General features: G+C 36.3%; 18 protein-coding genes. All 18 read left to right on the forward strand.

Going from position 1 to position 21,349, the window contains the following annotated elements; translation table 11 throughout:
• Positions 1-4 precede the first annotated feature (4 nt).
• The 18 genes from ACYQ73_RS20885 to ACYQ73_RS20970 all read left to right on the forward strand — a co-directional run bounded on the left by ACYQ73_RS20885 (position 5) and on the right by ACYQ73_RS20970 (position 21,157).
• Entirely contained in the window at positions 5-2,653 is a 2,649-nt protein-coding gene (locus ACYQ73_RS20885) for a molecular chaperone (RefSeq protein WP_460014231.1), read from the forward strand.
• Positions 2,654-2,686: 33 nt separating this feature from the next.
• Positions 2,687-3,460 (forward strand): DNA and RNA helicase, encoded by a 774-nt coding sequence (locus ACYQ73_RS20890; protein ID WP_460014232.1) that lies wholly within the window; start codon positions 2,687-2,689, stop codon positions 3,458-3,460.
• Positions 3,461-3,752: 292 nt separating this feature from the next.
• A complete protein-coding gene (locus tag ACYQ73_RS20895) occupies positions 3,753-4,397 on the forward strand; it encodes a hypothetical protein (RefSeq protein WP_460014233.1) in 645 nt (214 codons plus the stop codon).
• Positions 4,394-5,917: a phage baseplate assembly protein V gene (locus tag ACYQ73_RS20900; protein WP_460014234.1), complete on the forward strand. Its 1,524-nt coding sequence runs from the start codon at positions 4,394-4,396 to the stop codon at positions 5,915-5,917. Before ACYQ73_RS20895 ends, ACYQ73_RS20900 begins: the two co-directional genes overlap by 4 nt.
• Positions 5,918-5,932: 15 nt before the next feature.
• Entirely contained in the window at positions 5,933-7,030 is a 1,098-nt protein-coding gene (locus ACYQ73_RS20905; RefSeq protein WP_460014235.1) for a pentapeptide repeat-containing protein, read from the forward strand.
• Between the two features lie 39 nt (positions 7,031-7,069).
• The gene (locus ACYQ73_RS20910) at positions 7,070-7,567 is read left to right on the forward strand and encodes a hypothetical protein (RefSeq protein ID WP_053596528.1); all 498 of its coding nucleotides are present in this window, start codon (positions 7,070-7,072) and stop codon (positions 7,565-7,567) included.
• A 77-nt stretch (positions 7,568-7,644) separates the two neighbouring features.
• Positions 7,645-8,043, forward strand: coding sequence for a DUF4280 domain-containing protein (locus ACYQ73_RS20915; RefSeq protein WP_460014236.1), 399 nt, complete (start codon positions 7,645-7,647; stop codon positions 8,041-8,043).
• Between the two features lie 30 nt (positions 8,044-8,073).
• Positions 8,074-13,581, forward strand: coding sequence for a DUF6531 domain-containing protein (locus tag ACYQ73_RS20920; RefSeq protein ID WP_460014237.1), 5,508 nt, complete (start codon positions 8,074-8,076; stop codon positions 13,579-13,581).
• Positions 13,569-14,210, forward strand: coding sequence for a hypothetical protein (locus ACYQ73_RS20925; RefSeq protein WP_460014238.1), 642 nt, complete (start codon positions 13,569-13,571; stop codon positions 14,208-14,210). The genes ACYQ73_RS20920 and ACYQ73_RS20925 overlap by 13 nt, the downstream gene beginning before the upstream one ends.
• A gap of 185 nt (positions 14,211-14,395) precedes the next feature.
• The gene (locus ACYQ73_RS20930) at positions 14,396-15,052 is read left to right on the forward strand and encodes an RHS repeat domain-containing protein (protein ID WP_460014239.1); all 657 of its coding nucleotides are present in this window, start codon (positions 14,396-14,398) and stop codon (positions 15,050-15,052) included.
• Positions 15,001-16,092, forward strand: a complete 1,092-nt coding sequence (locus tag ACYQ73_RS20935) for an RHS repeat-associated core domain-containing protein (RefSeq protein ID WP_460014240.1) — start codon at positions 15,001-15,003, stop codon at positions 16,090-16,092. Before ACYQ73_RS20930 ends, ACYQ73_RS20935 begins: the two co-directional genes overlap by 52 nt.
• Before the next feature lie 24 nt (positions 16,093-16,116).
• Complete coding sequence (locus tag ACYQ73_RS20940) at positions 16,117-16,566, forward strand: SMI1/KNR4 family protein (RefSeq protein ID WP_460014241.1); 450 nt, start codon at positions 16,117-16,119, stop codon at positions 16,564-16,566.
• Positions 16,567-16,784: 218 nt separating this feature from the next.
• A complete protein-coding gene (locus tag ACYQ73_RS20945; RefSeq protein WP_460014242.1) occupies positions 16,785-17,135 on the forward strand; it encodes a hypothetical protein in 351 nt (116 codons plus the stop codon).
• Positions 17,136-17,607: 472 nt separating this feature from the next.
• Positions 17,608-18,015: an Imm12 family immunity protein gene (locus ACYQ73_RS20950; RefSeq protein ID WP_460014243.1), complete on the forward strand. Its 408-nt coding sequence runs from the start codon at positions 17,608-17,610 to the stop codon at positions 18,013-18,015.
• Between the two features lie 833 nt (positions 18,016-18,848).
• A complete protein-coding gene (locus tag ACYQ73_RS20955; protein WP_415732707.1) occupies positions 18,849-19,025 on the forward strand; it encodes a hypothetical protein in 177 nt (58 codons plus the stop codon).
• 105 nt (positions 19,026-19,130) lie between these two features.
• Positions 19,131-20,327: a hypothetical protein gene (locus tag ACYQ73_RS20960; RefSeq protein WP_415732708.1), complete on the forward strand. Its 1,197-nt coding sequence runs from the start codon at positions 19,131-19,133 to the stop codon at positions 20,325-20,327.
• A gap of 372 nt (positions 20,328-20,699) precedes the next feature.
• Positions 20,700-20,897, forward strand: coding sequence for a hypothetical protein (locus tag ACYQ73_RS20965; protein ID WP_415732709.1), 198 nt, complete (start codon positions 20,700-20,702; stop codon positions 20,895-20,897).
• The gene (locus ACYQ73_RS20970; RefSeq protein WP_415732710.1) at positions 20,894-21,157 is read left to right on the forward strand and encodes a hypothetical protein; all 264 of its coding nucleotides are present in this window, start codon (positions 20,894-20,896) and stop codon (positions 21,155-21,157) included. Before ACYQ73_RS20965 ends, ACYQ73_RS20970 begins: the two co-directional genes overlap by 4 nt.
• Positions 21,158-21,349 lie beyond the last annotated feature (192 nt).

The following is a 21,349-nucleotide window of genomic DNA, read 5'->3' on the forward strand; positions in this document are numbered from 1 at the left end:
TCCAATGACAACTAAATATTCATATAAGCTGTATGCCAATAAGCGTAATACAGAAAAGAAATATATGACCTATACACGAGTAGAATTAATGGAAATGACAACCTTCCAGCTTAGAAATATTTGCTATAAGGAAAAGCTTGTGACTGGTCTAATTAATACACTGACACGAGACGAGTTAATCGACAAGATTTTAAGATATCGTGGCTCTGAAGAAAACCCTCTTATTAGAGAAAAAAAGGATGGGGGCTTTGAACGAGTAGAAGCGGCCATGCAAGAGTATTTAAAAACACCAATGTCTGACAATGGTGACATTAAAATTCCTGCCAAAATGAGCTTATATAGCGGGATGAAGATCGATAAACCCGATCAGTATTTCGTAGAAACAGGCGGTTTTCTTGTTGAATCCAATGTACTACTAGTCAATGAGCAGCTGGATCTTTGCGGCATACTTAATATCCTTAAAGACGACGAAGTCCCAAATCAATATTATTTCGCAGCTGATCAAGCGATAGGTATTCGGAAGACAAACAATAAAAACTACAGCTTTATTTTTTTTAGAAAGCAAGATTCCGAGTATATCTATAAGACTTACTATCAGGAGACCCCACTTCCGCCAACAAATCTTCATTACTATAAGGTTCCAATACCAGATTTAGAGATGAAACAGCTGGAAACAACCAATGCCATTCTTGCCATTGATTTTGGAACAACAAATACAACGGCTGGTGTCTTTTTAGAGAGTGATTATGTGTCCTCTCCTTGTAGTCATGATTTATTAAATAACAGAATTCAGCTAAATAGCATCAATTTTGTCCAATTTCCAGATCCACTTCATCAAAACGAGTGGATTGAAGTAGTGCCGACGGTCTTGACTGTAGCAGATTGCTCAAATGCAGATCAAGTAGGCTATCACTACGGCTATGAAGCGTTAAAAATGATGAAAAAAAATAGCTATACATCGTTGGCTACGAAATTCCAAGGTATTAAACGCTGGGTTAGTAATTATGCCAAGCTGGAAGAGGTGATGGATGCTAACGGCAATACTGCACTTGTTCCACGGAGCCAAATTATAAGAGAGTTTATGCTTTATATTATACGAATGGCAGAGCATCAATTTAAATGTCGTTTCAAGCATTTACATATCTCCAGTCCCGTTAAGCTGAAAACACAATTTTTAGATATGTTTCGTGCGATTTTACCTGAATATCAAATTGAAACGGAGCATGCCCTCGATGAAGGGATGTCGGTTCTTTATAATACAATCGCCAATCAAATAGAAAATGATAGTTTTCTCGATGGCAAGGAATATAAAGCACTCGTAATCGATTGTGGAGGTGGAACAACAGACCTTTCTTCTTGTAAGTTTCGAATAGAGGACGGACATATTTCTTACAAAATTGATATTCATACTACCTATGAAAATGGAGATACGAATTTTGGTGGCAACAATATTACTTATCGTATTTTCCAATTTATGAAAATCGTCTTTGCCAACTATTATAGTCGAGGAAAAAATGATTATGATATCGATGCATTAATAGATATTCCAGGTAAGGATATTTATCGCTATGTAGACGATCATGGTGTGGAAGCAGTGTATGAGCAATTCGAAAAAGCCTTTTTAGATGCCGAAACTATTATCCCTACACGTTTTAAGGAATATGAAAATCGAACACGTGATGAGTACCTCCGTGTCCGCAATAATTATTATTTCTTATGGGAAATGGCAGAAGAGATGAAGAAGGAATTTTTCCGTAAAACAGGTATATTAAGAAGTCGTTTTTACGCGGATAGTGATATGCAGCACGATAGTGATTTAAATGTCACAGCAGTAGATCGTTGGTGCCTGTCGTTGGTAGAAAATAACCAATTTAAGGAAGTTTATGACTTTCCAAATGTCTTTTTCAATATTAAAGAAATCAATCATCTCATTAAGGCTGATATTTATGATATCGTGCGAGAGTTTTTAGAGGAATTTTATGAGAATGGCATACTGAGTGACTATTCCATCATTAAATTGACAGGACAGTCCTGCAAAATAGATGCATTTCGTGAGGCTTTAAAGGAATTTGTACCAGGACGCAGCATTGAATTTAGACAAAAGGCTGAAAATATCGGGAAAGTTCCAGAGTTAAAGCTTGCTTGTTTAAGGGGAGCACTTCGTTATTTAAATGCCAAGAAAATCGGCATGATCGAAACAGAAGTGACGAACCATGCACCCGTTGTCCCTTATGCTGTCAGTGCCTTTACACATAATCGTCAGGAAAAATTACTGATTAGTAGCTTAGAAAGACTGAATCAAATTCACGGTACGATTTCCCGCCCATGGGGTGTGAAAGAGGTGGAGTTTTACTTGACAGGTAGCGACAATCACTCAACGTATAAATACACGTACTTTAATCGTCAGGAGGATTATGCCCCTGTTCTTTATGAGAATATCGCCATGCACTATCAAGATAAAATTCCGCAGGACGAGACGGACTCCATCACGAATGGGGAAGTGAAGTTCTTCGTCTTTGCAGGCGAAGATCATTGGGGCTTCCATGTAGTTCCAGTAGCAAGAAAAGACGAGCAGCTGTTTATCGGTAGCAAGGAATTCTTTGCCTTTGAAACCGATTTGTCTGAGCTAGATTTCTTTGATGGATTAAAGTAAAAGTGAAAAACAAGAAAAGAGGTGGGTGACAGCTTGTTTGCCAATCAATATCCACATTTTCATAAAGGCCGCATTTTAAAGAGAGAAATGCTAGAAAATTTGCGAGATTATCCAAGAGATTTTTTAGATTTATATTTCCAAGATTATTCTAATGGCATTATTTCCGGTGCCAGAATTATTGTAGCAGATACAAGCCTCATCATTACAAAAGGCATTATCAAACATAATGGGAAGCTCTATATGCTACATAGTAGCTATGAGCTTCCTTATGAGGCGACAGGAAGCGAAACGATTTTAAAAGTACGTTTTGCTGAAGAAGTGAATGAATTAGATTTTAGAAACCATACGACAGAGATAGTCCTAGATGATTCGTTAGAGCTTGCACATAATGAGCTAGAGTTAGCGCGCTTTAAATTAAAATCGGGTGCCAAACTGCGTTCAGAGTATATTGATTTTCTTGATTTTGCTACAGAATACAATACGGTCAATTATCTTCATTGTCAGTATGCAGGTTTTCAAAAAAGCACATATCATCCAATCATTTTGCAATATTTTGCACGAGAGCTGTTAAAAAATCGACCAGCCAATCCGTATGATGTCGCTTTTGCTTTGGAGTGCTTAAATCAGGAGCGCGTTCAACGAGATGCAATCGATTTCTATATTTGCAATCGACTAGAGCTTGATTACCAAACATTTTCTAATAGTCAAATTCATAAATACTTGAACCGTATTTTAGTGGAATCAAAACGTGGTGGTCGTATGACAGGGCACAGCCAAGGGCGACCAAAGCGCATGATTGTTGACTAGCTGATGGTCTGCAGATGAAAAACGTTCAAAAACGGACAACGTGAAATAGCTCAAAAGGAACCGACTCTATAAGAAAGATAAACACCGTATGAGGAGCATTTCCTAGGGCTTTGTCAATATAGATGAGCAGGATATTTCAGTCATTGATTCAGCATGTCATGGAAGGAAAGATTTCGTTTCGAATGTCGAAGCTATTTTCGATCATGTCATCTGAGTTAGCCTCAATAGGAAAGCAAAAAATTACAAGGCTATGAGATTGAGAAAAAAGAATCGAAACAAAGGAGCGATAAAAATGAAATTTATGGATGAAGAAGTTATTGAGATGACGAAACATGCAAGGCAGAAGAAACGAATGGAGAACATCGAAAACCAATTATTACATACTGATATCGTACAAGCGATTAAAGATGGTCAGCTCATGATTGAAGATGAAACGATTGAGTTTAAAGATATAAGTTTTTATGAGGATCAAATCCGGATGTGCATGCCTGCAACATTTGACGTGATGGAGACTGAATTAATGGATATTAAATATCCTTCCAGTCGTAGGCCCGATTATATTTATACAAGCGAAAGTACGTCCATCAATGTCACGCTGAAAATCATGGAACAACAGGTAAAAGAAGAGGAATTAGAAGACTTCACAGAGGCCATGAGGAACATCCTTCAAAAAACGCAGCCAACTACGAAAATGTTGGATAGCGGCATGAATGAAGTTAACGGTTTACAAATTGGTTACTTTGATTTTATTTCGCCAGCACTAGATAACAAGATTTATAATTTAATGTTTTTATTTATTGTAGGCGAAAATGTGACGATGGGCTCGGTTAATTGTTTGAAAAAAGAGATGAATATTTGGAAACCCATTGCTTACGGCATGATGGAATCTATCTTGGTTGAAAACAAATTATTAGATGGAGAAGGTGTTGTCGAATGAATAAGGAAACAGCCTTAACGTATAAAGATATCATCGTGATGCCCTATAATATTCGCGTCAATCAAATCGAAATTACGCAACAAATGAATGAGCATGCTACATTGCATTTAACGGGCGTGATTCCAGATGAACTCGAAGATTCCTATGTATATATGACCGATGCCGAAACGGCTATTGAAGTATTGCAAATCGGTAGTGGTGGACAAACTATTCCTATTTTTAATGGACTGGCGTTAGATGTACAAGTGAAATCGGTTTTGGGCACCTATTATTTGGAGGTTAAAGCTGTTTCGCATACGTATGTATTAGATGTGAAGAAGATAAACCAAACCTATCAAAATGCGAGTATGCCCTATAGTGAATTAATAAATGCATGTATTGCCGATCAAAAAGGTGCAGATTTCATGGATTATGCCTCAAAGGGCGCTACTATTGGTCGTTTTACGATGCAATATATAGAGACAGATTGGGAGTTTCTTAAACGAATGGCATCAAGATTCCATACAGGACTGGTGCCAGATACGGTTCATCCAGCAGCCAAGTTTTACTTCGGCGTACCGTTTCAAGCCGGGGGCACGCAGAAAATGGAGGCCATTAATTATCGAGTTAAAAAGGCGATCGGCAATTTCCTTGTGTCCAGTAAAAATCATCTCGACGGTATTACCGATAGTGACTATATGTACTATGAAGTAGAATCGTTTCAACCATTCAAAATAGGCAATGAAGTGACGTTCCAATCAAAAAAATTATTTGTCTATAAAATCTTCTCAACTTTAAAAGATGGCTTGTTCAAGCACATCTACACGTTAACACCTCAGAACGGCTTCAGTGTTCATACTACTTATAATCAAGCTATTATTGGTGCCTCCATTCAAGGCAAAGTAATTGATGTTGCGGGAGACAAAATTCGTATTCATGTCGATTTCGACGAAGGTCAAGATAAAGATACAGCTTATTGGTTTCCGTATTCAACAATCTACGCATCAGAAGATAATACAGGGTGGTACTTCATGCCGGAGCTCTCTGATAATGTGAGAATCTACTTCCCAGGCAATCGTGAGGATGAAGGGATTGCGATTAGTTCAGTATCAAAAGCACCACCACAATCTAGTTCGATGTTAGCAGCGACGAATCCGCCTAGTCCAAGCGGCGGTGGAAGTGCCGGTGGCGGAGGCGGCGGATCAAGACCTGCACCACCAGAGGATAGTCGCCAAGATCCAGCGCGGATGGCTGATCCAGATGTCAAAACACTCAGAACGAAGCACGGTAAACAAATTCTACTTGCACCCGATCGGATTGTCATATCTGGTGGAGGATTAATGATTTCGCTTATGGATGATAATGGGATCTCCATCATAAGTGATAAAAATATTACCTTACAAGCAACAGATAAAGTCGCTATCAATGCGAAGCAAATTATGATTAATGCGACCGAGAAAATAGAGATGACTTGTAAAGACAGTTCAATCAAGATGGAAGACAAAATGGAGATTAAAGGAACAGAAGTACGAGCAAATTAGTAAGGATGTGGACGCATGAAACGAGAAGAAGCATTACAGCATTTTATGGATGAATGCGTGTCAGTTCATATTAGCCGATTACAAGAGAAGGTTGATCGGCAGTTTCGCCAAGAGAAGGAAATCTTATTAAAACCAATCATTAACGCACTTGAACAGCTGTTTGCCAATATTAGAAATCAGCAAGAGCAGGGAAGGTTAGCGCCAGTTGCCTTTATTCATCTATCATTGCTGCGAACATCATTACTAGATAATAAGTGTACGTATTTGCTAGAAGCGTATGGAGAAAAATGGTACTACGATTGGGGAGAATGTACGGCCCAGTATAAAGCGGAATGGCTTAGTGAGGCGATTATAGATTTACACGAAACGCTTGAAATAGAAAGAAAGCCGTATCTCTCCATCCAAGCAGCTGACGTTCGAGGAATTATTCAACAGACTGTGATTCTGTTTCATCAGTATATTATTCAATTGGTACGCTATCTTTTCCGCTATCAACAAGAAACCGTACCCGAAATAGATTTCCAACGAGCAGCGTGTTTGCGATTTCGTGTCGGTGAATATAAAGGATTTAGTGAAGATGTTGCGATGTTCGACGAACGGGAACGGGTGGAAGAAAATCTTCTCGCATGGTTGGGGAAAAACGAGATGGATAAATCATATACGTTTGAAAATTTCTCAAGCCTACAGTTACAGCAAAAACTTTTCGACCAAATGGACTTTTCCTATGCGAATTTCAATGGCTGTGACTTAGAAGGGGCTTCATTGAAGCAAAGCGTTTGCGTCGGTACTAGTTTTGTAGATTGTAGCTTAGGGAATGTTGATTTTTCCTATGCAGCCATTCAAGATGCTGATTTTCGAAATGCCAATTTAGCAGGCGCTAATTTTACGCATGCACAAGGAAAAACGCTAATGCTTCCTGATGATGAAGTTGCTTGTTACCTTGGCACTGACTTCAGTCATGCAAATTTGGAAAATGCAAAATTTGAGTTTGCGCAGATCGCAGGCGCTAATTTTACAGGTGCTAATTTAAAAGGAGCAACCTTTTTTAAACGCGATCAAGAGAAATGTCTATTTAGCCCAAACCAGATAAAAGACATTCATTGGATTCATTAACGTTGAAATCAATAGAAATGATAGTTACAGGAGGAAAAGATGGAGTATTTTATTGTTCGGCAAGATCAAAGCATTACAAATCCAATTATTCCTTTCAAAACAGACCTCGATGATAACTTCGTCTGTTCATCTGTATTCGGGGAAGTAATAGAAAAAGAGAATGCGGTATATCTGGATTATTTAGAGAAGCCTCGAAGAATCGTGTCGGATGATTTAAAAGGGTTATTGGTGAAATATGAGGATAACTTAGAATTTACAGCCATTGTCTTTACGGATGTGAAGAAAGGAACACAGCGTGTGCATTGGCTTATGGACATTGTAAAGAAGAACTGTATTTCCGATGAGACGGCTTATTATCCAGACGGACAAATAAAGGAGCTCGTAATTGACCCGAAGAAAGTGGAACTGGATTGTATTTTTCAAGTCGACGGCAAAAAGGAATCGTTCACCATCGTTAATTTAGACGTGGCAGAAAGTATGCTACGACGACCATATCTTGGGATTCAGTTGCAGCGAGTAAAACTACAAGGACGATAGATCATTCTAATAAATCATTCCAAAACACTGTCGTAGTTTGAAACAGTGTTCAATCGATATGAAAGGAAGGATAGTTAATGGCTCAAGTTGTAGAAAGTTTGGAAACAGAAGGTTCAGAACAAGAGCAATTTAGTTATGTTGTACATGGAGCAATCATTTCCTGTGAGCATGGTAGCCACCTCAATTATTTAAATTTACCGCAAGACCATGGCGTTTATATTAAAGAGAAAGCCGTCATGAATGTAGGGGATCGAAACCCTGACAACATCCCAACCTTTGGTGTTTGTTTACAGTTGCAAAAGCCGTGTACGCCAACATGTTCCATTGATTGGATGGAAGGTATGGAAAATGTCAATGTCGAGGGGAAACAAGCGTTATTAAGCCGCTGCCATACTCAATGCTCAGCAGGTGGAGGCAAAATCGAAATTATTCATGACGGTCAAGAGGAAGTAGAAATACCAAAACAAGGCTTTTAAAAGCCGAGGTTGATTGAAAGGAGGTAAGTAATGAAATCGCTAGAAGAAAAGGAAGTACACACAGTTAGTACGTATGAGGATCTTGTACTCGAATGGCCTTATCCGCTTATTCATTTAGATAAACTAACCATCAAGCATAAAGCCAATGACCATGCGAGGTTGTATTTTACGGGAATGATTGCTGAAGAGCAAGCGCAAAAGTATATTCAGCGGGTCAATCAAACAGATGAAGTAGTAGTGAAATTTGGGCGAGATAGTGCCATATTGTTCTCAGGAAGAATTGATAATGCGGAGTTGCAGGCATCACAAGGAGTGCACTATGTTTCCGTTGAGGCTGTATCATTTACGGCAAATATGGATATTGCAAAGCGCTCACGTTCTTTTCAAGATGCGAACATGACGTACGTGCAGTTAATAAAAAACATCGTAAGCGCCTATCCTAATGGGGATTACATCGACCAAGCTTCTAACGGTCAAGCCATTGGTAGTATTGCGATTCAATATTTAGAAACAGATTGGGAATTTATTAAAAGAATGGCCTCCCGTTTGCACGCCGTTGTTTTTCCTGATTTAAAAGGAAAAGGTGCTCGATTTTGGCTTGGTACACCTCAAAGTAGGAAAAGCATAACGATCGACCATCTGCCGTCTATAGTGCGTATGGACGTCGATGCGTATCGATTGATTACTGAAAATGATGGTACGGATGTAAGTGAAGCCGATTATACTTTTTGTGAGTTTGAAAGCACGGAACCCCATGAGCTAGGCACGTTGGTGCAATTCAAGGGAAGTTCCTATATCGTAACGGCTAGGGAAACCGATCTTGATGAGGGCGTGCTGAAGTTTCAATATACTGCCCAACCAGAGAAAAGTATTCGTCAGCGGTTAGTACGCAATTTAGATCTCATTGGTGCAGCATTTATAGGAAAGATTATTGATGTTACGCAAAACACCGTTAAAATTCATTTAGATATAGATAAAAGTCAGGACCAAGCAAAAGCGCATTGGTTTGCCTATTCAGCAGATGCCAATGGTGTTATGTATTTAATGCCTCAAATAGGTGCACGTGCTCAATTGCATTTTCCAAGTGCAGTTGAAGAAGACGCCATCGTTATCAGCTCGGTGCGTGTCAGTCCAGCCACACCAGAGGGTGGGCAAAAGCAGACGAAGAAAATGGCGGACACTACCGTTAAATCATTGGCAACCAATGTTGGAAAAGATGTGACATTAGGTTTTGGTGATATTACTTTTAGTGCAGTAGATGGAGTATTGGACTTAAAGATGGACGATGGAGATGGCGTAACATTTCAAAGTAACAGTACCATCATGCTAGCGGCCGATGAAACACTCGAAATTAGTGGTATGAAAGAGCTAGCCGTAGAGGCGGAAGAATGGATTGCGATATCAGCCAAGGAACAAAGTCATGTAATTATGGCCGCTGATACACAATTAATTAGTACGCTCATTGAGCAAGAAGGTATAGAGAAGCAGAGTCAACCTTCGAAGTTAAATGAAGAAGCAATCGAAGCTACGACGAAAGTTGACTTAATCTTCCCGCAAAAGGCAGAAGAGAAGAAAGAGAAGAAAGGCTGGTTTAGTAGTTTAGTAGATGGCGTAAGTGCAGCATTGGATGTTGCTGGATTTATTCCTGTCATCGGTACATTTGCAGATATTGCGAATGCAGGAATTAGCTTAGCAAGAGGGAATTACATGGATGCAGCCATGAATTTAGCGGGGGCAATCCCAGTAATTGGTGATGCCGCAAAAGTAGCCTATAAAGCCAATAAAGCGAGAAAAATTGTAAAAACTGCGGATAAGATTATGGATGGATCAAAAGCATTACTAAAAGGGATGAAGGCAGCTTATCCGAAAATATCTAAAACGTTAGATGCAGTAAAGGGACTAGCGGAACTAGCTAACAAAGCATCTAAGGCTGTGAAGACGGCCGCAGATAAAGTCATTTCTTCGATGGATGAATTGCTCGCTGTGTCGAAGGCAGTAGACGGAATGAAAGCTATGGCCAAAGCTGGGCTAACGAAATTTAATCATGGAGTATTAAAGAAATTTAATTGTACACAAGGGTTAAGTAAAAAATTCTGTAAAAGAGGTTTTGAACCCGTTGATTTAATTACAGGGCGTATGATCTATGAAGGTATCGACTTTGAACTACCAGGACCGATCCCTCTTTCATGGGAACGCGCTTGGTACAGTGATAGTAGTCGCATTGGCTTGTCAGGTCATGGTATGCACTTTACATACGATCTAGCCTTAGAGATTTTTGAAGAAGATGACCTGATTGGGATTGTTGTGACGGATGGTCGCGCAGTTGGGTTTCCAATTTTACCAATAAACTTGCCTTATTTTAACAAACAAGAAAGAATGACCTTAACAAATACAGGCGAGGAGTATCATTTGTTTGAGCATGATACACGATTGATTTATGTATTTGAACAAACAACAGAAACAAAATACCGATTAAAAGAAGTGAAAAATGAACAAGAGCATCATATTCAATTTGCGTATAACCTTAAAGGGTTCCTATCTCAAGTAACAGACAGTGTTGGTAGAGTGCTCGACGTTACGACCAATGAGGTAGGAAGAATGACAGAAGTCGCCTTACGCAACCAGATGAGTCGTGAAGTTTTAGTTCGCTATGATTACAATGATCAACAAGATTTAATTGAAATTCAAGATGCGTTAGGGCAAAGTACACATATTAAATATGTTAATCACTTAATGATGCAAAAAACGGATCGCAATAAAAATAGCTTCTTCTGGCGCTATGATGGTCCAACTACAGGTGCACGAGTCATCAAAACATGGGGAGATGGCAATGTCCTTGCAGGGGAGCTTTCCTATCACGAGGGCTATAATGAAATTACGAATAGCTTGGGCGATAAAAGTTATTATTATTTCAACGAAGATAACCTCTGTACGAAAATTGTTCATCCAGATGGTAGCGAAGTAAGCTACGAATATAATGAAGACTTTGAATTACTCCAAGAAGTAGATGAAGATGATCGTGTCACGGCATATAGCTATGATGAGTGGGCAAATCCAGTAACAATTACTCTTGCAGATGGCAGTACTGTATCCTCTCAGTATGATGAGAAAGATAGGTTGATTCAAGTTGTAAATGCAGAGGGCGGAAGTCGTCAGTGGATATATAATGCAGATAGTACATTACAGGCAAATATTTTAGAAAATGGAACAAAGACTGAATTTTCCTATAATGAACAATATTTAATTAAAACGGTGACAAATGCGCAAGGCCATATGGTAAGCTTAGCTTATGATGCTGATCTGAACCTGAGTCAAGTAACATTACCAGATGGGACAAGTTCAACCTGGACGTATGACCGTCGTGGTAACTGCACAACAACGACAAATCCGCTAGGGGCCACAGAGAAATTCCGTTATGATAACTTAAATCGCCTTGTACGAGCAAATCTATCAGATGGTAATGATGTTCAATTAAAGTACAATGCCTACGATGATGTCATTTTAGCGAAAGATAACCATACGCAAGTAGCCTTTGATTACACCATTCTTGGCAGTTTAGTATCCCGAGAACAAGGTGAAAAGAAAGTTAAATTCACCTATGATACAGAGGAGCAGCTAACCGCTGTCATCAATGAAAAAGGCGAAGCGTATCAGTTTGAACGTGATACGAAAGGGAATATCATCAAGGAAATTGGCTTTGATGAGATGGAAAGAACGTATGAGCGAAGTCTGGCAGGGTTGGTTCAGAGAATTCAACGACCTGGTGATCGTTGGACAGCATATCAGCATGATGGTATAGGGAATGTCATTCGAGCTGATTATTATGATGACACATGGGAAACGTTTGGTTATGACAAAAATGGTTCGTTAATTCAAACTGAGAATGAGCATGTGACTGTAAAGTTCGAGAGAGATTCATCTGGACAAGTGATCAAGGAGTGGCAGAATGACCATTGGATTTCAAGCAGTTATGATGAATTAGGCAACCGTTCACAGATTACAAGTAGCTTAGGTGCAAAAATCGATGTCGCTCGCAATGAAATGGGTAATGTGTCACAAATCACGGCTTCTCGTTTAGAGCAAGAAAATTGGACAGCATCCATGCAGTACAATGAACTCGACCAAGAAATTGAGAGAATTTTACCCGGAGATGTCATTAGCAAATGGCAGTATGATGTAGCAGGTAGGCCAACAAACCATCGAATAAGCAGTCAAAACCGTGATACACGAAGACGCGTCTATAATTGGGACGTCAATCATCGCTTACGAAGCATGGTAAACGAGTTAACAGGTGTAAAAGTTACCTATGGTTACGATGAATTCAGTAACCTCGTCTGGTCCAACCAAGGCGGTCAATTTGATTTCTTACACCGGAGTGTCGATGATGTAGGGAATTTGTATGAAACAAAAGAAAAGACAGATCGTGTCTATGGTGCCGGAAGTAGATTACTTGAAACGAGAGAGGCAACATTCTCGTATGATGATGAAGGAAATCTTGTTCAGAAGGTTGAGAAAAATGGTGATACGTGGGAGTACGAATATAACGGCAATGGCATGATGTCGAAGGTTATCAAACCAGACAAGACCGAAGTTACTTTCAAGTATGACTCGCTAGGAAGACGAATAGAGAAGTGTTCTGACGAGAAAACTATGAGATTCGTATGGGATGGGAATACTATCCTACATGAGTATTTCTCGCAGAATGATTCAGATAAATTTGAAAACCTAGATGAGTATTCTTCACAGAACAAGTCTGAAATACCAGATAATCTAGTCACATGGGTGTTTAATGATGGGTTTATACCTTCAGCTAAAATTACGAGTGAAGGTAACTACAGTATTATTAGTGACTATCTAGGGACGCCTTTTGAAGCCTATGATGAAGAGGGTAATAGGGTTTGGTCAGCCGAGCTTGATATCTACGGTAGAGTGATTGAATTTACAGGTGAGAAAAACTTTATTCCATTCCGTTATCAAGGACAGTATGAAGATGTAGAAATAGGATTGTATTATAATAGATTCCGATACTATGACCCGGAACAAGGAAATTATACTCAAATAGATCCGATTGGATTTGCTGGTGGGAATCCAACACTGTATGGATATGTAAGAAATACAAATAATTCATTTGATCCATTTGGTTTGTGGTCATATTATCAGTTAAAAGATGATCTGGGAAATATAGTTTATCATGGTATTACCGATAGGCCAATACAAGTGAGACTTATAGAACATGCTAATGGTTATGGAAATACTACAAAAAAAATATTTAGTCAAGTAAGTTATTTAGATGCCCTTCCAGACAGAATTGCAACAAGAAATCTTGAAGGGTCAGCATTATATCATGCATCCCAAGCGGATGCTAATTTATATAATGCTCCAAGACCTGTTTCTGAAGGATTTTATCATCAATATAATGGTCCTGAAAAAATAGCTAAAGGTAGGACTTTTTTAACTCAGGCAGAAATAGAAAGTCAAATGAAGAAAGCGAAAACGGTAAATGTTGATAGAGGAGGTAAAATAAAATGTCCAACATAAAAAAATTAGAAGCAGTGACAAAAGCACTTGAAGATTTGTGCAATTCGACTCCAGAAAATCCATTATCATTAATTAAGACTATTGAAAAAGCAACTAGATTAGAGACTGGATCACCAATTTCGGAATTTTTATCTAATCCAGATTTTATACAAAAATTAATTAATGTTGGGTATCGATATGAATCAGATGAAATGGTTGTAGAACAGGTACTATGGTCATTAGGTCAAATTTCTGATAGAGTTTTTTGGTCTATGCGCCAGCTTTATGATGAATTTGAAGCGGATACCCAAAATATTTATAATTTCTTTCTACAATTTGTAAATCATAAAAATAATAAAATTAGACTTGCAGTAGCGGCAGGGCTTGTTAAATTACCTCAATTCGATGAATATTCAAATAAATGGAACTATATTATCTCAATGGCAAGCATTCCTCCCAAAATAAAGTCTATGAGATTATTTAGGTGGGTTGTAAAAGGCAATATAAAAAATATACCGAATGAATTTAAATATCCTATTTGCAAAATATTAAAAGAGTATCTTTATAAGACAAATTTAGATATTGATACTCAAAAACTCTATAAAGAAATAATTATTCAGTTAGATGATAATTTTTTAGATGGTGTCTAAATTTGCAAAAAATCTTTACCTTTTTCAAAGAATTTTTTAAAAAGGCAATAAATCCTTGATTTAGGGTTTATTGCCCTTTTTAATACTTTATTTCTGAACTTCTAATATAGAACACAACAAGAACCAGGAATCAAACCAAAAAACAGTACAAAGAAGTATTAAGATCATATGTTCATGAAAGGGTTTTGGCTTTAAAAAGTAGGCTTTTAATTGACACTGAAAATGAGCATGTGGCCGTAAAGCTGGAACGAGACCCATCTGGCCAAATAATCAAGGAATGGCAAAATGACCATTGGATTTCAAGCAGTTATGACGAATTAGGCAACCGTTCACAAATTACGAGTAGCTTAGGTGCAAAAATCGATGTTGCTCGCAATGAAATGGGGAATGTGTCACAAATCACGGCTTCTCGCTCAGAGCAAGAAAATTGGACAGCATCCATGCAGTACAACGAACTCGGCCAAGAAATTGAGAGAATCTTACCAGGGGATGTCATCAGCAAATGGCAGTATGATGTAGCAGGTAGACCAACACATCATCGAATAAGTAGCCAAAACCGCGATACACGAAGACGCATGTATAATTGGGACGTCAACAATCGATTACGGAGCATGGTAAACGAGTTAACAGGTGTAAAAGTTACCTATGGTTATGATGAATTTAGTAACCTCGTTTGGTCCAATCAAGGCGGTCAATTTGACTTCTTACACCGCAGTGTCGATGATGTCGGGAATTTGTATGAAACAAAAGAAAAGAAAAGACAGATCGTATCTATGGCGCCGGAAGCAGATTGCTTGAAACAAGAGAGGCAACATTCTCTTATGATGAGGAAGGAAATCTGATTCAGAAAGTTGAGAAGAACGGTGATACGTGGAAGTACGAATATAACGGCAATGGCATGATGTCGAAGGTCATCAAACCAGATAACACAGAAGTTATTTTCAAGTATGACTCGCTAGGTAGACGAATAGAGAAGAGTTCTGACGAGAAAACTATGAGATTCGTATGGGATGGGAATAATATCCTACATGAGTATTTCTCGGAGGAAGATTCAGGGGAATTTGAAAACCTAGAGGAGTATTCTTCACAGAACAAGTCTGAAATACCAGACAATCTAGTCACATGGGTATTTAACGATGGGTTCGTACCTTCAGCTAAAATTACGGATGAAGGTAATTACAGTATTATTAGTGATTATCTTGGAACGCCTGACGAAGCTTATGATGATGATGGTAATAAGGTTTGGTCGGCTGAGCTTGATATTTATGGACGAGTAATAGAATTTGCAGGTGAAAAGGATCTCATTCCATTCCGTTATCAAGGGCAGTATGAAGACGTGGAAATTGGATTATATTACAACAGATTCCGATATTACTCACCAAGTGAGGGGATTTACACACAACATGACCCTATTAGGCTAGCGGGGAATAATCCAACGTTATATGGATATGTTAGTGACCCTCTCATGGAGCTGGATCCGTTTGGCTTGATAAATTGGAAAAAAGTTATTTGGACTGCAACAAGACCAAAGGGAACTAGACAAACATATGATGTGTATCAAAGAGATGATATTAATTGGGATGAAATTAGAAGTGCAGGAGATAAAAAGTATATTGGTATGACAAATAGGGATGCGGAAAATAAATACGGAAAAGCACCACAACTATCTGATGGTAGTTTTGCAACATTACATCATTTAGGTCAAGATTCGAGAGGAGCATTAGTAGAAGCAAGTACTCGTTATCATGGTGTTGGAAAGTATGGGCAAGATATATGGCATAGTCAATTTGGGAGAAATAAACGACATCCTAATTATCCGATAAATAGGCCGAAATTTGGTGTCGATACACGAGAATATTGGAAAACCCGATGTAAATCATAAATTTTTAGAAGAGGTGGAGATATAATGAATGATATGAATGAATTGCTAAATAAATATAGAGCTTTATACGATATTGATGGAATTTCTAAAGATTACTTGGATAAAATCGAATATGATCTTCAAATAAAACTACCTAATGATTTTCGTGAAGTATCTAGTTTCTACAGTGGAGGAGATGTTGGAGGGAAAAATATACATTCTTTTTTATTTTCTGATTCAACAAATCTTATTGGAGAAACTTTGAGAATTAGAGAGGCCGTTGGTTTACCGAGTAGATTTGTTGTTATTGCTGAACAAGATGAAAGTATTATTATTATGGATACAGAAAACAAACCATCAATCATTTGGCTAGATTCTGTAGAAATAACTAAATTAGAGGAGCAAGATTTTATTTCCGAGCCAGATGTATGGGAGAATTTTTCTGACTTTTTTAATCATATACTAGATGATGAAGAAGAAGAACGTAAATATTAAGATATAATAAAGAAGTGAGTTTTAACCAACAATAATATAAAAAAAAAGAAACAACAGTATTACAAGTCTTTTGTGTTATTTAATGGATTATTATTATTCATAAGAATTTTGATACTTTATTAGAAAAAAATATTTATCCTTCAATTGAAGTAAGAGTTATAGAGCATAAATACTCCGAAATTGGAAGCAATACTGATAAAAGCATTTTAGATTTAGGTATGAACTCAATAAGCGATTATTCGGAAAACCAAGAGAATAATTTTTTGTTTATTAAAGTTTTGGAAGAACCACGTCTTATTCAACCCAAAAGTTATTATTATAAAGAGTTGGAAAATGACAACTATTCCTTTTTTCTGCAAATGGAGGAGGAAGGCTATACTGATAATATGGATTATGTGTTTATGTACGGTGCATTATATCTATATAGGCATAATGAAACAGGAGAGGTCATTGCCGGTTACTTTATTCAAATGCGATTGTGCAGATTGAGTAAAGTAACCCTCTTTTTCATTGATTTTGATGTGATTTTTGGCAAAGACCCTTGTATTTTCTTCAGGGGAAATAGCTGAAAACATCCATTTTTACGTGAGAGATGGAGTTCTTGAAAATATCTGTATAAATTATCATATTTCGACAAAATAATACTTTGGTTACATAGAAATTAAAGTGTACCCATTGTCAAGGACAGTTTGGGTTTTTATTCGCCAATTTAGATAGGTTTTGTTTTCGAAACATTTCCAAACATGGCAGAGACCAAAGATCAAGCCAATTTTCAAAAGTGGGGTATAACCCAAGAAGTTGATGACTTGACTAAGCGATATGGTACTGAATTGCCAAAAGGGTGAACTGTTGAAGAATTGTGTCGAGGAAGTCGCTCTGACATGTTGGATTTGGAAAAAGAATTATCTGAGAAAAGACCAGGGAAGCTTAATTAAGAAAAATACGCAGGCAGTAAAACTAGGTGAAGCTAAGCCCCAAAGCGTAGAAAATATATGAAAGGGCAGGAAGCCCATGATTCATAGCGGTAGAGGAGAGTTTTTGATGGATATCTATATAACCGTGGCAAATGGTGGAGTTTCAAATATTCGATTAACAGTTTATAAATATAAAGATTTAATAAAAGAAAAATTCGCAAATAAAAATTATGGAAATGATATAACAGAGATTTCTTATTTTTTATTTATTAACGGAGATGTGACTAGGTATTACGAAAGAAGTGGGGTCTATAAACTTAGTTATAAACCAAAAAAAAAGTGTATGGATCTCCATATTTGTATGGATGAAACTGGTTGGAGTGATGATGAAGAAAGAAATGAAGTGATATTCAAAAATGCTTTAATGAAACTTTTAATATATAGTTCGGAGTCCATAAAGGAAAAAAGCATCGCTAAGAAATTAGATTTCAATAAAGATTTGTTCAACCAAACGTTAAAAAGTTGTTTTGAATAATTTTCTTTCGTTAGAATTTGATACCTGAATAATCTTTTTTACATATGTTTTTCTTGTTTATGCTCACTCTTAAAAACTAAAAACTAAAGTGATATGATTTCACCGCAAAAAAAATTATAAATATCAAATTCCTATAATTCAAATTACCTCAATGGCAATTGTCAGCGTAAAAAATGCAAGACAATGTGCAAGTAAATATCTCACACATCAAGGCTTCTCACTTCAATCACGAAACTTGGTCAGCAACGATGCAGTATAATTTATTAAGTGTGATACCCCTAAGAGAGGACATCAAAATCAGATTCCGGTCACTGATCCTAATTCTAGAAATACGTATGAAATAATCGATAAAAAAATGGACAAATTTTAGAAGGTCATTCTCAGTTGCCTAAAAATAAAAAATCCAGAAAAGGGCCATGTTAATATGAATATTAATGATTTCCCCTCAATTACATTCTCATATTTTGATACAACTATTAATAAAATTGATGAATTTTTAAGAGTCCTCTTCAAAGAGAAAATTGAAAAAAATAAAACAATAATCTCTAGAGTGAAATCTAATGATTTCAATGCTCTATCTGAGTGCTGTTTAAAAGCACAACAGTCATACAGTGTAAGTTCATATGAAGCATTGTTTTACAACCCTTCAATATGTAACGACAAAACTATAATGATTAGTAATTTTAACAGATGGTTGGTTTACGCTATGTAATGTAATAAGTCATAACTTAGAATGTAGTTATTATCTTTTTACCCTAGACGATAGAATATCTTCTGAACCAAGTAGTTCTTTTTGATATGTTAATAAAGATGTTGAAAGAGTTGTGTATTCTATGAAAGATGGTAAGTGGATATTTTATTCAGAGGGAGCACCTTTATTCTTTGAAGATGAAAAAAATTATAAAAAAAGAATTAAAAAAGAACGATTAACAAAACAGATACTAATAGAATATTGTAATTTATTGGGTTTGCATGTAGATGAGAATGGATTTTGGTTTATTGTAACTTAATAAACCAATTTTTCTTAGGAGAAAAATTATTGTGGAAATTGGTTTATATAATGCTATTTCAAAAGCAGGAACTACGATATCTGTGGATAAGAAAGGAAAGATTAAATGTCCAGGATAAAATATGGTGAAGATATATTAAGGATAATTGAGGAATTAGAAACTACATCCTCAACAAATGCATTATCTTTATTGAAGAATATAGAAGAAGAGTCACGGCAGGAGATTGGTACTGATAAAATAGCCTTCTTTTCGAATCCAATTATAATAGAAAGATTAATAAAGATTGGGCAGAAGTATGAAGGTGATGACAAAATTTTAGAAGAGGCTATAAGAACAGTCACAATTATTTCTGAGAGATTTGACGTTAAAACGCAAAATTTATCTGATTTCATGATTAGCCATATCGAATCTAAAAATAATAAAATTAAGTATGTTATAGCTTCATACTTTCCTTTTTTACCGCAATTTAATGATTACAATGAAAAGTGGGAGTATATACTATCAATTCCGACGATTCTTCCAAAAAGTGAATCTATACACATATTTCGAAGGGTTATTGAGCGGAGAATAGATGAAATTCCAAGTGAACTAAGGAAAAATATTATTAAGATAATGGAAAATTTTGTTTTTCGAAAAAAGAATGAGACTCTAGATGATGATATCTTTGACCAGTTTATGGATATTTTAAATAAGTTAAGATGGGACAAGTATAATGAAGAAATGTTAGGGCTTATTGGAGAATTAGAAACTACACCATTAAATGCGTTCTCTTTAATAAAGAAAATAGAAAGAGAGACAAGACAGGAGATTGGTATTGTTAGTGAGGCATTTTTTTCTAATCCTATTGTGATGGAAAAATTAATAAAAATTGCATACAATTATGAAACGGATGAAAAAATTTTAGAATTGTTTGTTAGAACACTAGTTATGATTTCTGAGAGGTTTAAGGTTAATACTCAATGTTTATATAGTTTTTTAATGAGACATGCTGAATCTAAAAATAAATGGATTAATTTTGTCGTAGCTACGCGATTAGGTTTTTTACCGCAGTTTGATAACTATGAAAATAAATGGGGATATATTCTTTCGATTCCAAAGATACCTCCTAAGAGGGATTCTATGCGTGTATTTCGTCTAGTTATCAAACAAAGAATTGATGAAGTTCCAGATGAATTAAAAAAAGAAATAATTATTGTGATGAGGAAATTTCTTGATAAAGAAAATTTAGTTGTAGATACTCACAATCTATTTCTGGATATTATCGAGCAATTAAGCAATAGTACAGAAGATTTAAAAACATAATTGTACAAATAGAGGGATTTTTAAACCTGATGGTAAAACTAGTATAAATATTTCAAATATATGTAAAGAAAACGATGTATAACGCTTTCTTTACATATGTTTTTTTGAATTTACCATATTCTAGGACAGGTTTGTATAATGTAATGGAATGGGGAAAGAAAAATCCAGTTGGTGAAGTGTTTTTTTAGAGGGAGAACTTTAAAAAATGCTTTGAAAAGATATACATTAGCATATTTAGAATCGAACAGCTGTAGAAATGAAGATATTGCATACAGATGTTAATAATGCTAATTCGGGGTTATGAACAATGGAAAGGACATTTACCACCAGGAAATAAATGTCGCCATTAAAATTGAAAGGGTATGATATGATATGCATTTTAATATTGTAACTGATACGGCGGGTTCAAAGGTTGGAGAATTGGCAAGTGAGTTACGTAACTATTTAAAACCTAGAATTCATAGTAAGTATGCCAATGTAGATGTTACTATTCTAGTAGGATTTCGTTGTTTACCAGAATCTATAAGAGAAGATCTTCAATTAGATATACAAAAAAAGATAATTGTTTGACTATTGATATTTCTGTGGAATTGGAAGATTATATAAAAATGTATAAGATTGAACAACGATATCATCTAGGAAATATCTTAATTGAATATTTAAGAAAAGCATTAATAAAGAGAACATTTGAAGGGTTAGATAACGAAGAATTTATTGATAATATTATAAAATGGGGAAAAGAAATTCCTATAAAAATGGATTGTGGGGCGATAAAAGTAGAGAATTGGTTTGGAGATGATATTGATTGGTCTTCAGACCTTGATAAGTAATCGAGAATTATGGACTGCAAGAAAGTGGTTAGAATTGTGAATACGTAAATTAAATAAACGAGTAAAAATGAACACATGTAAAGGTGAGGCTAAAAGCTTCTCTCTACATGTGTTTTCTTGTTAGAAAAGAAATATTTTTGTTCCGTGTATTAACTTAATACTCTCCTCTACTGAAAATTTTATTTGACACGA

The sequence above is a fragment of the Lysinibacillus sp. CTST325 genome, assembly GCF_054665055.1.